Annotated in this window: 16 protein-coding genes and 1 pseudogene; 7 read left to right on the forward strand and 10 right to left on the reverse strand. The window is 65.9% G+C overall.

Annotation, left to right across the window (positions count from 1 at the left end; translation table 11 throughout):
* The coding region (locus ABZ293_RS29850; RefSeq protein ID WP_355186037.1) for an SUMF1/EgtB/PvdO family nonheme iron enzyme at positions 1-572 on the reverse strand (572 nt) is incomplete at its 3' end.
* A 122-nt stretch (positions 573-694) separates the two neighbouring features.
* Here ABZ293_RS29850 and ABZ293_RS29855 point away from each other — a divergent pair.
* Positions 695-934, forward strand: a pseudogene (locus ABZ293_RS29855) (SDR family NAD(P)-dependent oxidoreductase); the annotation flags it as partial.
* An 87-nt stretch (positions 935-1,021) separates the two neighbouring features.
* On the opposite strand, the gene ABZ293_RS29860 reads toward ABZ293_RS29855, so the two are convergent.
* From ABZ293_RS29860 to ABZ293_RS29895, 8 genes are all read right to left on the reverse strand, one after another.
* Positions 1,022-1,630, reverse strand: a complete 609-nt coding sequence (locus tag ABZ293_RS29860) for a hypothetical protein (protein WP_355186220.1) — start codon at positions 1,628-1,630, stop codon at positions 1,022-1,024.
* A complete protein-coding gene (locus ABZ293_RS29865) occupies positions 1,627-2,274 on the reverse strand; it encodes a helix-turn-helix domain-containing protein (RefSeq protein ID WP_354956977.1) in 648 nt (215 codons plus the stop codon). The genes ABZ293_RS29860 and ABZ293_RS29865 overlap by 4 nt, the downstream gene beginning before the upstream one ends.
* A 55-nt stretch (positions 2,275-2,329) precedes the next feature.
* On the reverse strand, positions 2,330-3,172 hold the full coding sequence (locus ABZ293_RS29870) for an SAM-dependent methyltransferase (protein ID WP_355186038.1): 843 nt from the start codon (positions 3,170-3,172) through the stop codon (positions 2,330-2,332).
* 48 nt (positions 3,173-3,220) lie between these two features.
* Complete coding sequence (locus tag ABZ293_RS29875; protein WP_355186040.1) at positions 3,221-4,153, reverse strand: helix-turn-helix transcriptional regulator; 933 nt, start codon at positions 4,151-4,153, stop codon at positions 3,221-3,223.
* Between the two features lie 95 nt (positions 4,154-4,248).
* Positions 4,249-5,313 (reverse strand): fused (3R)-hydroxyacyl-ACP dehydratase subunits HadA/HadB, encoded by a 1,065-nt coding sequence (locus ABZ293_RS29880; RefSeq protein ID WP_355186042.1) that lies wholly within the window; start codon positions 5,311-5,313, stop codon positions 4,249-4,251.
* Between the two features lie 62 nt (positions 5,314-5,375).
* The gene (locus tag ABZ293_RS29885) at positions 5,376-6,812 is read right to left on the reverse strand and encodes a lipase family protein (RefSeq protein ID WP_355186044.1); all 1,437 of its coding nucleotides are present in this window, start codon (positions 6,810-6,812) and stop codon (positions 5,376-5,378) included.
* 256 nt (positions 6,813-7,068) lie between these two features.
* Entirely contained in the window at positions 7,069-8,226 is a 1,158-nt protein-coding gene (locus tag ABZ293_RS29890; protein ID WP_355186214.1) for a lipase family protein, read from the reverse strand.
* Between the two features lie 288 nt (positions 8,227-8,514).
* A complete protein-coding gene (locus ABZ293_RS29895; RefSeq protein WP_355186046.1) occupies positions 8,515-9,630 on the reverse strand; it encodes a lipase family protein in 1,116 nt (371 codons plus the stop codon).
* Positions 9,631-9,761: 131 nt separating this feature from the next.
* Here ABZ293_RS29895 and ABZ293_RS29900 point away from each other — a divergent pair, with 131 nt between their 5' ends.
* The 4 genes from ABZ293_RS29900 (at position 9,762) to ABZ293_RS29915 (ending at position 11,858) form a co-directional block, all read left to right on the forward strand.
* On the forward strand, positions 9,762-10,274 hold the full coding sequence (locus ABZ293_RS29900; RefSeq protein WP_355186049.1) for a DUF2599 domain-containing protein: 513 nt from the start codon (positions 9,762-9,764) through the stop codon (positions 10,272-10,274).
* Between the two features lie 14 nt (positions 10,275-10,288).
* Positions 10,289-10,984, forward strand: coding sequence for an NAD(P)H-binding protein (locus ABZ293_RS29905; RefSeq protein WP_355186051.1), 696 nt, complete (start codon positions 10,289-10,291; stop codon positions 10,982-10,984).
* Positions 10,981-11,319, forward strand: coding sequence for a putative quinol monooxygenase (locus tag ABZ293_RS29910; protein ID WP_355186053.1), 339 nt, complete (start codon positions 10,981-10,983; stop codon positions 11,317-11,319). Before ABZ293_RS29905 ends, ABZ293_RS29910 begins: the two co-directional genes overlap by 4 nt.
* A gap of 311 nt (positions 11,320-11,630) precedes the next feature.
* The gene (locus ABZ293_RS29915; RefSeq protein WP_354956967.1) at positions 11,631-11,858 is read left to right on the forward strand and encodes a hypothetical protein; all 228 of its coding nucleotides are present in this window, start codon (positions 11,631-11,633) and stop codon (positions 11,856-11,858) included.
* A gap of 41 nt (positions 11,859-11,899) precedes the next feature.
* On the opposite strand, the gene ABZ293_RS29920 is transcribed toward ABZ293_RS29915, so the two are convergent.
* Positions 11,900-12,544, reverse strand: a complete 645-nt coding sequence (locus ABZ293_RS29920) for a TetR family transcriptional regulator (RefSeq protein WP_355186055.1) — start codon at positions 12,542-12,544, stop codon at positions 11,900-11,902.
* 46 nt (positions 12,545-12,590) lie between these two features.
* Between ABZ293_RS29920 and ABZ293_RS29925 the strand changes: the two genes are divergently transcribed.
* A complete protein-coding gene (locus ABZ293_RS29925; protein ID WP_355186057.1) occupies positions 12,591-13,259 on the forward strand; it encodes a class II aldolase/adducin family protein in 669 nt (222 codons plus the stop codon).
* Positions 13,256-14,209 (forward strand): carbohydrate kinase family protein, encoded by a 954-nt coding sequence (locus ABZ293_RS29930; protein ID WP_355186059.1) that lies wholly within the window; start codon positions 13,256-13,258, stop codon positions 14,207-14,209. Before ABZ293_RS29925 ends, ABZ293_RS29930 begins: the two co-directional genes overlap by 4 nt.
* Positions 14,210-14,212: the final 3 nt, after the last annotated feature.

The following is a 14,212-nucleotide window of genomic DNA, read 5'->3' on the forward strand; positions in this document are numbered from 1 at the left end:
TGACCCTTGCCCGGCAAGAACTCCCACGGAAACCGACCCATCCACGTATTGGCCATCCGCCGCCCCCGCGGGGCGAACTCCGCACCCCACGGGAAGGTCGCCGCGTCCAATCCGCCACGAGCGGCGAACTCCCACTGGACCTCGCTCGGCAGCGTCTTGCCCGCCCACTCGGCATAGGCGACAGCGTCGGCGTAGGCGACATGAGTCACGGGGTGGTGCGTGCGCCCATCCAGAGTCGTGCCCGGCCCGCCCGGATGCCGCCAGTTCGCGCCCGGAACGTAGGACCACCACAGGTGCCAATCATCCAGTGGCACCGGTTTGCCCGGCGAACGGAACACCAATGCGCCCGGCACGAGGTCTGCGGCATCGGCACCGGGGAAGTCCGCGGGGTCGATTTCCCGCTCGGCCATCGTCACATATCCCGTCTCACGCACGAACCGGTGGAATGCCGCGTTCGTCACCGGGTGGATGTCGATCCAGAACGGCTCCACCACAACCTCACGCACCGGCTGTTCCTCAGGGAAGAAATCCAGCGAACCCATTGCGAACCTGCCGCCCGGGACCCACGTCATACCTTTAGGCGCACCCGCTGCCGCATTACCTGACATCGCTCGAGCCTCCCGCTGAGCCACAACACGGCCCGACAGGTCGGTTCTGAACGAGGAAGCGCGTGTGGGCATAGCCACGAAGCTAGGTGCGCCACGATGCGGAGCGCTCGTCGTCGAGAGCCAAGTTTGGCGCCACTCCATGTTGCGCCACCACAAACATAGGGGCAATCGCTAGGGTCGACGGCGGCAGCTCGAGCCGTTTGCTCACGGCCTACAGCGCAACCACATTCGTGGTCCTCGGCCTGTCTGAGGCGCTACGCATGGAATTTGGTCCGCACAGCATCGGCGTCACCGCGATCTGCCCGGGCATTATCACCACGGCCATTACCCAGACCAGCCCAATCCGCCGGCAGAACGCCGATCAACGGCGCGAAAACCTCGCCACCACCTACAAGAAGCGCGATTACACGCGACTAGGCCTGATCCGGACGCCTGCCGTGATTGCCCCAGGTCCGTTCCACCGTGACCCATTCGGCCTCCCAGAGCCGGGCTCGACGACGATCGAGGCCACGGCGCAGCAGAGCGTAGCCGCCGCCGAAGCAGATTCCGATCGCGAAGACCAGCCCCGAGGTGATCAGCAGCGCCTTGCTCAATGCCCGTGTGCTCGATGGCGGCTCGGTGACCTTCCCCGAGCTGTCGAGCCAGATCTTCACGGTGGCACCGGTTTTCACCACTCCGGTGGCCTGGTAGTCGCTGGTGTGCGCGACCCCGAGTGCATCCTTCCACTGCACCCGGGCCGGGGTGATCGGCGCGTACAGCGGCGCCTTGCCGACCTCGACCACGGTCGCCTCGACCGGGTGCAACTGCGCCGCCTGCGCCTTCGCGAGACGGTCTTCGGTCTGGTAGATCCGTCCGCCGACCGCCATCGACAGCACCGGAGCGATGATCAGGAACAACACCGTCAGAGCTGCCGCGACCGCCAACTGCACGCGGTCCTCGCGGCGGCGCATCGGATTTCGGTCCAACCCGACGCGGCGGCAGGTGCGGCGGACAACACTCGGCGATCCGGCTGCTGCGGTCATGACGATGACACCTCGCTCTGGAAGTCGGCTGTCAGCCCGTGAAGGGTGTCGAAGAATGTGTCGATGAGGTCGGGCAATCCGTTGGTGTCCGAGCCCGCGCCCCAGACCTGCAGGGCGGCGACGAGCAGGCCGGACCCGGCCGCGACGGCCACCTCGGGCCGCCGGTCCACCGCGGGGTCGACGCCGAGCCGGGCCGCGATGATCCGCACCGATTCGCGCTGGCCGTCGAGTCGGATGCGCTGATAGCCAGCGGCCAGCGTCGGCTCGTCCTCGAAGCGCTGGAACAGCGCCCAGCGTCGGGCCAACCCGGCCGCCTTCGGCCCGGCGTATTCGGCGGACAGCCAGTCGTGCAGCGCATTGTGGTAGGCGACCAACGGCGGCTCGCCGAGCGGGCGGCGGCACAGGGCCTCGTTGAACAGGTGCACGTCCTGATCGATTTCACCGAGTACCGCCTCCTCGATGGAGGAGAAATGACGGCTGAAGGTCCGCCGGGTGACCCCGGCTCGCTCCGCGATGTCCTCGACCGCCACCGAATCCAGTCCCCGCTCGTTGAGCAGGTCGAATGCGGCACGTGACATCGCCGCACGACTGCGAAGCGTGCGCAGCCTGCGGCCGTCGAGGTCGACCCCGTCGTCGATACTCATATCGGCAGTCTACGCGCTATTGTCCCAACGGGACATTAGTTCCGTGTGATCCGAATCAGGGTTTGCGGGCCAGCCCGGTGACGATGAGCTCCTCCCAGACCGTCAGTTTGCGGTCGACGGCGCCGACCGATGTGCCGCCGGCGGCGGGCGCGTCCGGGCGCCACCGGGCCGAGGGGACGATATCGGGCTCGAGGATCTCGAGATCGCCGAAGAGTTCGCGGATCTCCTCGGTATCGCGCCAGCGGCCGCGCCCGAAGGTGCTCTGCAACTTCTGCTCGGCGGCGGTGGTCTCCGGATTGTGGCCGGATCGGAAGTGCGTGATGAAAACGTAACTGCCGGAAGGAATCTGGTCGTTCCAGAACCGCATGACCTCCGCCGGTTCCTCATCATCGTTGAGGTGGTGCAGGATCGAGCTGAAGATGACGGCGACGGGCTGTGCGAAATTGATCAGCCGCGCGACCTCGGGGTGATCGCGGATCGACTTCGGGTCGCGAGCGTCGGCCTGGATCACCGTGGTGTTCGCATCGGTGGCCAGCAGGGCACGGCCGTGCGCGAGCACGATCGGATCACTGTCGACATAGACCACGCGCGCGTCGGGCGCGTGCCGCTGCGCGACCTGATGCACATTGTCCGCGGTCGGCAGGCCGCTGCCGAAGTCGATGAACTGCCGCATGCCCGCGACGGCCATATCCCGGACGCCACGGATCAGCGCCTGCCTGCTGGTGAAGGCGATCGCCACCGAACCGGGCAGGTTCAGTTTGAAGTGATCACCGATCTCCTGGTCGACGAGGTAGTTGTCCTTCCCACCGAGCAGGTAGTCGTAGACCCGAGCGATACTCGGCTTACTCTGATCGATCTCCCGGTCGAGCCGATATGGTGGCGCAACATCGTCGGTCATTATCGATACATTACCGAGTTCAGTTGGCGCACTTGCAGCTTTCGTTCCTCAGTGCGGGTGGGCCGGGTGGTCGAGCGTCGCCGGATGTCGTTCGCACAGCGCGCGCAGGAGTCCCGGGGTGTATTCCGGGGGCGCGGCATGGACCGACAGCTGGTTCACCACCGCGCGGTAGGCGTCCAGGTCAGCGGCCTTGTCCAGATAGAGCGCGCTGGTCAATTGCTGTAGGTAGACGATATCGGGCAGATCGGCTTCGGTGAAGCGCAGCATGGTGAACGCGCCGTCGGCCAATGCCGGTCCACCGACATGGTCGGGCAGCACCTGCACGGTGATATGCGGTTCCTCCGCGATGCGCAGCACCTGTTCCAGTTGATCCCGCCACACCGTGGACCCGCCGATGGGCCGACGCAACGCTGCCTCTTCGACGATCAGCCACAGCTGCGGCGGGTTCGGGCGGCGCAGGATCTCCTGACGTCGCATGCGCAGCACGACCCGCCGCTCGATCCCCTCCGCCGATTCCGCCGGATGTGCGAGTGCAAGCAAAGCCCGCGCATAGTCGGCGGTCTGCAACAGCTCCGGCACCGCTCTCGGCTCGTAGCAGCGAATCAGCTTGGCGGCCTGTTCGAGTCCGAGATAGGTGTCGAACCACTTGGGCAGCCAGTCGCTGTCGCGATGCCACCAGCCGGAGGCATTCGCCTGGCGCGCGAGCTCCTTGAACTCCTCGCGCTCGACGGGATCGGTGACCCCGTAGAGCGTGAGCAGATCGACCAGATCGCGTTCCCGGAATCCGGTGCGGCCCAACTCGAGTCGGCTGATCTTGGAATGTGAACCGCGGATCGCCTCCCCCGCGTCCTCGCGGGAGATGTCACAGGCCTCGCGCAGCCGTCGCATCCGACTGCCGAGCATCATCCGCAGGACGGTGGGTCCGCCGTCGGTGGCTGGGTTGTTACCGGAGAATGAATATCGCACTTCCGAAGCACGCATGATGCGAGTCTGCCATGAATTCGCCATGACTCTCTAGAACCAAAATGCCCCATTTCCACAAACATTCGCACATCGGCAAGTACATCCGGCGACACTCAGCGCAGCAGCACCTCGGCCATGGCCCGCCCGAACAGCTTGCGCCCATCGCAGGTCGCGGTCAGCGCGATGGTCGCCGCGCGCCGCACCGGATCCAGCGCCTTGATCCGGCCGCGGAACTCGATCTCGCTGTTGTGCGTGGCCGATACCGGCGCGAAGCCGGAGAACCGCACCCCGTAGTCGATGATCGCGGCCGGATCGCCGAGCCAGTCCGTCAGATAGCTGGCGCCGAGGCCCATGGTGAGCAAGCCGTGCGATACCACATCGGGCAGCCCTGCCGCGTCCGCGACGCGGTCGCTGTAGTGAATCGGATTCGAATCACCCGATACCCCAGCGTAATTCACCAGATCACCGCGCGAGAGCGGGACGACTCGGGCAGGCAGTTCGGCGCCGACGGTGAGCTCGTCGAATTCCGGCTTCGTGCACGGCACCCGAACCTGCGTTTCGTCCACCGCGAACCCGGACGGCTCCTCGTCGAAGCATTCGATCATGCCGCCCTCCACGGCCTGCGACTGCGAGTGCCCTGGCGCATTCCGCTCGGTCAGCGCCTGACCGGTCATGATGACACCGTCGACCGCCGTCACCAGCTCGGTTGCCATCTGTGTGCCGGTCTGCGCGACCACGGTGGCGTGCGCGGTCTGCAGCAGTTCCCGGTGCTGGTTGGTGAGGACAGTCCTGATGACCAGGAAGTCCATCTCGCCGAACTGCCGGAACGATTCCAGATAGGAGTCGCAGCGCAGGCGGTCACCGGACATCAGCGGCCGGTGCACCCTGATGCTCTGCTCGGTATGCAGCATCTGGCTGATGTCGTAACCGGTCAGCACCGAATCGAACATCTTGCGCTGGAGCAGCAGCCACACGATCGCGGAGAAGGTCGGCGGCGCGATCAACGCGTCGTAGCCGAGGTCCCACGCCGCGTCCTCGTTCCAATGCGCAGGGTGAAAATCCCGCACCGAGCGGGCGAATTCCCGAATTTTCTCGCGGCCGACCTCATAGTGATCGACCATTCGGTAGTGGCGCCCCACCAACGCACTTGCCTGTTCGGATCCGGTCAAAACCATCATGTGTGATAAATCGCTGACACGGCGGCCGGTGTAACGCGGGGCACCCCTTCGCCAGCAGATCCTTAGTTTTGACCGTTGGCTCCGCATTCATCGGGCGCCGGCTGACCCCGCAGACGCTCGTCCAGCCAGAGCATGGCCTCCGGATACCCAATACCACCTGCGATGATGTGCTCACCGAGCACACTGCGGTACACCGCAGCCACGCCAAGGCCGCACTGTTCCAGGTACAGGTTGCGGGCGCCCTCGGCGGGGATCCAGAATTCCTGTTCACCGTTGTAGATATAGAGCGGTGTAGCCGACTTGATGCCCGCCATCCGCGTCACCGCATAGATATCCGCGGCGACCTCGGAGTGCAATGGATCGGGAATGTTCGCGGCGATATCGATGGGCAGCATGAGCACACCGACCGCGCCGAAGCTGCTCCCACACAGGTCTTTGAGCGGTGAGGTGGCGGCCCACCGCGCCAGATTGTTCATCCGGGCCAGGATCTCTGGGCGTTCGCGGCCCACACCGAAGGTCGCCGCCATGAAGACCCCGGAAGCCAGGTTGCCGTTCATACTGCGGGCGAGAATCTCGTAATCGGCGGGCACGCCACCCAGCGCCGCGCCGACGATCGATTCGGATAACTCCGGCGCGTAGCTATCGATCAGCTTCACCGCCCCGTGTGTGGCGATGGCGCCGCCGGAGTATCCGGTCATGGCGAAGCGACTGTCGCCGAATTCGTCCGGACGCAGTTCGCGCACCGCCCGAATGGCGTCCAGCACGGCGTGTCCGGCGACATAGGGCTCGGCATAGGCCATCCAGGGCCCCTCATGATCCGGGATCAGCACGGCGTACCCGCGCAGTACCGCCAATTGTGTCGTCGGCGGGATGAAGTCGGTCATGTTGGTATTGCGCGACCAGCCGTGGGCCAGGGTGTAGCCGGGCGTGCAGTCCCGGCCGAGGCCGTCGATCGGCAGATTGTTCACCACGACCGGTCTGGGACCGGGACCGGACCAGGTGCTGGCCGGAATGATCAAAGTCGCTGTCGCATAGGATGGCGCGCCACGCGAATCGGACGTGCGGTACTTCAGCAGCAGCGCCTGCCGGATCGGCACCAGCACCAGCGGTGCGGCCGTCGCGCTGATATCGCGGACCTCCACCACCTGCCCCGCGGCGTAGCTGTCCAGATCCACTGGCCAGGCGTCGAAGATCGGATCACCGATGGCGCTGGGCAGCGCGGCCTGACGCAATGCCGCCAGCGCCGGGGAGACCGTCGTGGTCTCGACCATCGGGCCGGAAGGCAGCGGTGCCGCGGCGATCGGCGGTGGCGGGATGATGGCATCGATCCACTGCTGCAGATCGGGCAGGATCTGACCGGCATCCGCCGGGATCGGCAGCGCGGGCAGTTCCGGAAGTATGGGCAGTCCGGGTACGGCCGGTGGTTCGGCAGCTGCCTCCCCTGTCGCAGTCGAACACACCAGCAATAGCGCGAAGAGGATGACACGCAAACAACTCATTGACACACGTCCCAGGGTGCAACGTCGGGTTCCCTGGCACCCGGCTATATGGGTGCCTCCGACGCCGAAAGCCCCTGGCCCCGAGACCAGACCGTCAGGCTAACCGACCATATTCGGCCGGAGACCCCACTGTGCCCGAGTTGTGTGTGACACGTCTCCGAATCGCAACAATCCGAGCCGAATCCGCTTGTCCAGCAAGACAGATCCGACTCTGTGGTGATCCGGCCGTCCGCCGGAGCACCAATTCATATGTGCATCAACAGTTGCTCGGTGCCGCCTCCCCTCGGAATCGCGCATCAAGCCATGTCAGCGCCGCGGGGATACCGAGCACCGCGGCGGTCAGATGATCGGGGACCGGAATCTGTTCGGACTGCACCCGCGCACCGGCCGCGCACCAGCGCTTATCGGTATGCACCACCGCATCGACCGGAATGAGTCCATCGATCGGCGAGTGCCATTCGAAGACGGGCGTTTTCGGCACACCGTCGTAGAGCTCGAGGCTGTTCTCCTCCACCACCGCACGTGCGGTGGCATCGCTGATCATCGAGGTGGACTTCGCGAAGTCCAGGGCACCGCGGCCCGCGCCCGCGGCCAGAATGTCATTGGTGCAGCTGTTGGCGATCTGGGCACGTGCGGCCAGGCCGCGGTCGTTGAGTTGATCGCTGATCGGGAAGCGGTCCGGATACTCCCGTTCCAGGCCGAGTCCGGCCGCCAAGGCGAGCCCGAAGACCGGATGCGAGTTCAGGCCGAGGGTCTCCAGCATCGTCACCAGATTCATTGGCACACCGCCCATCGCGGCTCCGGCGATATCCAGTTCCGGCGCGTACTTCGGCGCCAGCGCGGCCGCCCATGCGGTGGCCATGCCGCCGCCCGAGTAGCCGACCATGGCGACCGGACTCTTGCGCACCTGCAATTCGTTGACCTGTTTCACCGCCCGGATACCGTCGAGGGTGATCATGCCGCCCAATTTGGCTGCGCCATAGGCGAAATTCGGACCGAGATGGTCCGGCAGCGCGACGCTCCAGCCGCGGGAGAGCAGCACATTCCAGCCCGGCGCCTCCCGGACGATGAGATTCGGATCGCCGGTGTAGAGCACCCGCGATACCGAACACTCGGCCCCGAGGCCGTTGATGATGTGCTGGTAGGAGAGCAGGGGTCCGTCGGCGGCATGCGCTTTCGGGGTGAGCACCGTGGTGGTTGCCGCGATCGGCTGCCCCTCGGAGCTGGTGGACCGGAACCGCACCACGGTCACGGTGGTGTCCGGGAAGATCGCCAGCGGCGGCATCACCCGCGTCGCGAGCACGTCACCGGGCTTCTTATCGGCCAGATCCGGCGGCGTCGCATAGAAGGGGTCGGGATCCGGGGTGGGATACAGGGGTGTGGCGTGGGCGGTCCCGGCCACCGCGATCACCATCAGCAGACCGGTCGCCAGCGCGGTGAACGCGCGCAACGGTCTACGTAGGGCCTGTCTCATCGACACGTGCCTCCAGAGTGGGTCCAACGTTGCGAATATCCTCGACGGCCACGGCCGGGAAGGGCAGAGGCCGCGCCAATCCTATTGGTAAGTCACAAGTTCCGGGGGTGTGCGTTGTGATCGATGTGCAGTCGCATTCGTGACTGTCTCCCATAACTAGGTGTCGTGTCTGTGACATGTCCAGCTGATCGTCGGGCTGCCGTGCCGATCACTGTGGCACTGAAGGTATTACGCCAGCACACGGTGTAGGAAGGCGAGTGCGTCCGGTAGCGCTTCGGCCGCCGCGCTCAGATGATCACCTGGATAGACGCCGACCTGGAGATCGGCACCGGAGGATCGCAGATCGGCGATCAGCGCGAGGCTCAATGGAGCCGGGACCTCCAGATCGGTCAGCCCCTGACCGAGGAACAGGGGCACGGTCTGCCCCTCGGTCGGAATCCGCAGCATCGAGCGCACCGCCGATTCCAATGCCGGCCCCGCCAACTGCCTGCTCAGCATCTGTCCGATCGCGATATCGCGCACCAGCGCATCGGCGTCGTCGACACATTCGGACTCCACGATCCGCAGCACCTGCTCGCCGATCGGCGTCAGATAGCTGTCGATATCGAGTTCCGGTGCGGTAGCGCGCAATCCGGCCAGGAACAGCCCGAAATACGTGGTGGTCTTGCGCAATGGCAGCCGCGGTACCCACGGCCCGGCCGCGGTCAGCCCGTACTCCAGATTCGACGGTGCGCCGGTGGCCACCGCGCCGCGCAACGCCAACTCGGGTGCGTCGGCGGGTGCGAGCGCCGCGGTGAACAGCGCGGTCTGGCCGCCCTGCGACTGCCCGAAGACCGCCCAGCGGGCGCCGAGTTCCGGTGTCACCGCGCGCGCCGCCCGCACGCCGTCGATCACGCTGCGCGCCTGCGAGGGACCGTCCAGGTACGGATGTGTGCCGGGCGTGCCGAGTCCGACGTAGTCGGAGATCACCACGGCGAATCCGGCGGCCAGCAGTGCCGGATAGACCGTCGCCAGATAGAACTCGCGCGGCCGCAGCGTGAACGCGCACTGGTCGGCAATGCCGACGCTGCCGTGCGCATAGGCCACGATCGGCCAGCCGCCCGGGGGCGGTGGACCGGGCGGCAGGTAGATCGCGGCGGTACTTTGCATTGGTCCGCGCGGCCCGCGTGACCAATACGTGATCCGCTGCGCCAGTGCCGCACCACGCACCCACAGCGCGCCGGATAACTCCGCGGTCTCGGTGACCACGCCGGGAGCGTCACGCCCCTGCGCCATCGCGGACCCGGCCGAAGCCACCGTCATCGCGACCAATGCCGCACCGACCACCCTGCGAGCCCGCACCATCGACCGACTATCGCCAGCCCCGCCATCGCCGACAAGACACCACAATCGATGGCCCCGATCGCGGTACGGCTGTTGCGCCGCCGCGCTATGACTACGCTCGGTTGGCATACCACCATGCGGAAGGACCGACAGTGACCCAGCGCAAGGCCGATCGGATGCCAGCGGTGCGATCGGTCGCCGTGCTGCTGTGCTGCGGCACGCTCGCCAGCACCCTTGGCGCATGTGGTTCCGATGAATCACCGCCGGTCAGCGCAGCGGCCACACCGACAACGGTCACCACCGCGGCGGCGACGACCACTACCCTCGCCGCAGTGCCGAGTGTGGATCCCTACGCCGATATGCCGCTCATCGACCACACCACCTGGACCGAGGGCATGGACGGACCACGCCTGCTGGTCTTCCCGACCCAGGCCGGGCGGCACGAAACCTTCCCCGATACCGAGGAACGGGCGTGGCAGGAGGTGCTCACGCTGGCCCCCGACGCCGATACTCCCGGCATGCGCGATCAGTTCGTCTGCCATTGGGTCTGGGCCCGCATGGTGCAGCCGAACAAGGAGAGCTGGAATCTGGAACCCTGGCGTCCAGCGGTGGGCTATCAGGCCACCGTCCAGGCCTCGTGTAATCCCGGTGGACCCGAACGATGAGAAAGGAACCAGCCATGCGCGTCGTCATCGCGGGCGGACACGGCAAGATCGCACTGCTGCTCGGTGAACTCCTCGCCGGGCGCGGCGACGAGGTCGACAGCCTGATCCGCAATCCCGAGCACGCGGCCGAGGTCGCCGCCACCGGCGCCCGACCGGTCGTCTTCGATCTCGAGCACAGCACCGTCTCCGAACTCGCCGCCGTCGTAAAGGATTCCGACGCTGTGGTTTTCGCGGCCGGTGCGGGCGCCGGCAGCGGTGTCGCTCGCAAATACACGGTGGACAAGGGCGGTTCGGTCCTGTTGGCCGATGCCGCCGAAGCGGCCGGTATCCGCCGGTTCGTGCAGATCTCCAGCATGGGCGCCGGACAGCCGCCCGCGCCCGGCACCGATGAGGTCTGGGCCGCCTACATCGACGCCAAGACCCAGGCGGAGGACGATCTGCGCGCCCGCGATCTGGATTGGACAATTCTGCGGCCGGGCCGCCTGCTCGATACGGCGGCGACCGATCGGGTCACGCTGGGCCCGCCGCCACTGCCCTACGGCAGCATCGCACGCGCCGATGTCGCCGCCGTACTCGCCGAGATTCTGCACGCGCCGCGGACCGCGCACGCCACGCTGGAGCTCATCGCGGGCGACACACCGGTGTCGTCAGCGATCTCCGTGACCGGTAGCCAGTCGGTCGCCGAAGGCGGTGCCGCAGTTACCGATTGACATTTTTCGCCGCTGGATTGGAGAACATTACCGTGTTCAGCCGCATCACTTCCCTGAAGCTTCGACCCGGATCTCGTGGTGAATTCCTCGCCGCAGTGAACCGCAGTGCCACCGCATCCGTGCGTGAGGAACCCGGTTGCCTGCGATTCGATGTATGCGCTGACCGCGTCGATCCGCACCGGTTTTTCCTCTACCAGGTCTATATCGATGAGGAGGCGGCCGAAGCGCACCGTTTCACCGAACATTTCCTGGCCTGGCGCTGCGCGGTGGAGCGATATGTGGAGCCTGGCACTCAGGTGCACTACAGCACCGATGTGGTGATCAATGCGAAATGATCGCGCGAAATTCGCCACCGTCCGCATCGGTTCGCGGATGATTAGCAGATGCGAAAACCCAACTGCGAATGCACAATCGATCGTGCAGATGTGCTTGCATCTGAAAGGCACACCGACCTAAACTCAGTCCCGCAAGGCATTACAAGGGGACAACCAGGGGAGGCCGCGTGGGTGAACCAAGGGCCAATGTCGCCAGGGGTTTGCTGTCGCCAGACGTCAGGGGCGTTCTAATGGACCAACCACTTCCCGGCGGCCGGCTCGGAATCGCCGAAGCCGCACTGGCCGACCAGCCAGCGAACGGTATAACAACTATGAGCACACCGTCGACCCGAAGCGGACAGCGCAGTACCGCATACTCGCGCGAAACCGCAGTCGCTTTCGTCATCGATGCCGTCGAGTCCACCGGTGCGGCCACTCGACACGATTTCGATATCGACCGGATCGTCACCACCGCGCACGCGATGGCCGACGACTGGGATCTCGAGGCCCTGCAGCCCGCCACCTTCTGGCGCATCGCCTCCAGCTTCATCAAGCAGTGACCACACGGCATTCGAAGTTCTAGCGGCCCAATCGAATTACGTCACGGTTCGGGTGGCGATGCCCACTGCGAAGCATAGGCCCGCAGCGCAATCTTCGCCTCTCGCAACAGATTCGGGTCACCATCGGGATCGCATCGGAATGCTTCTTGCATGACCGCATCGCCCATCAGATGTGCGGCGCGGCACGCGATATCGAGTCCCTCGGTATCGGCGACGGCGCCCTGCGCGAGCATAACCTCGCGCAGAGTCACCGCCATTCGGCGTTTGTGCTCACGATCAGCGGCCCGTGCCGCCTCGTTGAAGTCCTTGCCGAACCACAGCGCACGGAAGCCGGGCTCGTCCCGGTACACCTGTGCGAACGCGTCCACCAGGACGCCGATCGGATCGTCCCACCGTTCGCGGCGCGCGGTCTCGAGCAGTAGCGCCGCCTTGGCCTCCAACTGCTCGAGATACACCGCGGCGAGGGTTTCGATCACGGCCTCGCGATCCGGCAGGTACTGATACAGCGATCCGACCGAAATCCGTGCCTCCGCAGCCACTCTGATCATTGTCAACGCCCCGACGCCCTCGGTGGCGATCAGCCGATCGGCCACCTCCAGCACGCGTGCCAGTCGCTCCCGGCTGCGCGCCTGAATCGGTACGCGGCGCAAGCCTGCTTCGGGTAGTGCCCGGACCGGCACTGTCACCTCCGAGATAATGTGAATCCAATTCAGGTTTCGGTAGGGTATCCGGATGACCACCATTGCGCCAAAAGAACGCGCCCAGGTCACCGCGGCCTGTCTGCGCCTGGCCGAGCACGGACTGCTGATCGGCACCGCGGGCAATGTGAGCCTGCGCTTCGGCGATCTGGTCGCCATTACCGCGACCGGCGCTGTACTCGCCCGGGCAACCGTCGACGATGTGACTGTGGTCGACCTGACGGGCACCGTGGTTGCGGGTCGCTATGCGCCGACCTCCGAATTGGGTTTGCACCTCGACATTTATCGCACCTATACGACGCAAGCGATCGTGCACACACATGCGCCGAAGGCCACCGCCATCGCCTGTGTGCTGGACGAACTGCCGGTCATCCACTACCAGCAGCTGCTGCTCGGCGGTTCGACGCGAGTGGCGCCATTTCACCCCTTCGGCACCCCGGAACTCGCCGATGCGGTGCGAGAGGCGTTGCGGGGCAAGCAATCCGCATTGATGGCCAATCATGGCGCGGTCACCCTCGGCGGATCGCTGGACCAGGCGGTCGAATCCGCGCTGCTGCTGGAGTGGGCCTGTGCGCTGTATCTGGACGCCATGGCGATCGGCAAGCCGCGCGAGCTCTCCGAGCAGCAGCAGGCCGCGATCGTCGAGATAGCACTTCGCACCGGATACGGCACCCGCAAGCCACTGAATAAGGATATCGAATGAAGGTAATCGCCTTGGGCGCACAGGTTTTGGATATTCTCGTGCGCCCCGTCGCGGCCATACCGGAGGGACAGCAGACCGCATTGGTCGAGGATATTCGCATCACCGCGGCGGGCACGGCCGCAGGTACCGCGCTGACATTGGCCAAACTCGGCGCAAGCGTGCGGACCGCGGGTGCGATCGGCACCGACACCTCCGGCGATATCCTGCTCGCACTGCTCGCCAAGGCGGGTATCGACACGGAACTGTTGGTGCGCAAGGAAAGTCAGCGCACCTCCTCGTCGGTGCTGCCGATCCGGCCCGACGGCGCACGTCCGAGTCTGCATCTGCTCGGCGCCAACCTGCTGTTCACCCTCGACGACGTCGACTGGGACGCCCTCACCGCCACCGACCATCTGCACCTGGGCGGTCCGGAGCTGATCGGCGCGACCAACGCCGCACGAATCCTGCAGTACGCCAAGGAGAACGGCGTGACCACGTCGGTCGATCTCATCGCGCCCGGTGCACTCGGCAGCCTCGAAGCCATTGCCGCCGCACTCCCCTACACCGACTATCTGCTACCGAATGACGAACAGGTACTCGGCTTCACCGGCAGTACCGATCTCCGGGCGGGCGCGGCGGCGCTGCAGGACGCGGGCGCAACGGTTCTCGCGATCACTCGGGGCGCCGAGGGGACCCTGCTCGTCGATCCCGACGGGCATCAGGACATTCCCGCCTTCGCCATCGATGTCGTCGACACCACCGGTTGCGGCGACGCCTTCTCCGCCGGATTCATCCGGGCCGTCGCATTGGGCCGCTCATTGCGAGATGCCGCGGTCCTCGGCAATGCGGTCGCCGCACTGGTAGCTCAGGGACTGGGCAGTGACCACGGCGATTTCGATCTCGCGGCCGCGGACGCGTTCGCAGCAGCGAACCCTACCCGCGCTACCGACCCGAGCCAGTCGGGTCGGTAGGCG

It is taken from the genome of Nocardia sp. NPDC005998, from assembly GCF_040614395.1.
GTDB lineage: Bacteria > Actinomycetota > Actinomycetes > Mycobacteriales > Mycobacteriaceae > Nocardia.

What these genes read in the sequence shown, in the direction of transcription:
- ABZ293_RS29925 (WP_355186057.1), top strand. Translation starts at nt 12,591, where the DNA reads ATGACCACCATTGCGCCAAAAGAACGCGCCCAGGTCACCGCGGCCTGT.
- ABZ293_RS29905 (WP_355186051.1), top strand. Translation starts at nt 10,289, where the DNA reads ATGCGCGTCGTCATCGCGGGCGGACACGGCAAGATCGCACTGCTGCTC.
- ABZ293_RS29930 (WP_355186059.1), top strand. Translation starts at nt 13,256, where the DNA reads ATGAAGGTAATCGCCTTGGGCGCACAGGTTTTGGATATTCTCGTGCGC.
- ABZ293_RS29875 (WP_355186040.1), bottom strand. Translation starts at nt 4,153, where the DNA reads ATGCGTGCTTCGGAAGTGCGATATTCATTCTCCGGTAACAACCCAGCC.
- ABZ293_RS29885 (WP_355186044.1), bottom strand. Translation starts at nt 6,812, where the DNA reads ATGAGTTGTTTGCGTGTCATCCTCTTCGCGCTATTGCTGGTGTGTTCG.
- ABZ293_RS29915 (WP_354956967.1), top strand. Translation starts at nt 11,631, where the DNA reads ATGAGCACACCGTCGACCCGAAGCGGACAGCGCAGTACCGCATACTCG.
- ABZ293_RS29890 (WP_355186214.1), bottom strand. Translation starts at nt 8,226, where the DNA reads ATGGTGATCGCGGTGGCCGGGACCGCCCACGCCACACCCCTGTATCCC.
- ABZ293_RS29865 (WP_354956977.1), bottom strand. Translation starts at nt 2,274, where the DNA reads ATGAGTATCGACGACGGGGTCGACCTCGACGGCCGCAGGCTGCGCACG.
- ABZ293_RS29870 (WP_355186038.1), bottom strand. Translation starts at nt 3,172, where the DNA reads ATGACCGACGATGTTGCGCCACCATATCGGCTCGACCGGGAGATCGAT.
- ABZ293_RS29860 (WP_355186220.1), bottom strand. Translation starts at nt 1,630, where the DNA reads ATGACCGCAGCAGCCGGATCGCCGAGTGTTGTCCGCCGCACCTGCCGC.
- ABZ293_RS29880 (WP_355186042.1), bottom strand. Translation starts at nt 5,313, where the DNA reads ATGATGGTTTTGACCGGATCCGAACAGGCAAGTGCGTTGGTGGGGCGC.
- ABZ293_RS29895 (WP_355186046.1), bottom strand. Translation starts at nt 9,630, where the DNA reads ATGGTGCGGGCTCGCAGGGTGGTCGGTGCGGCATTGGTCGCGATGACG.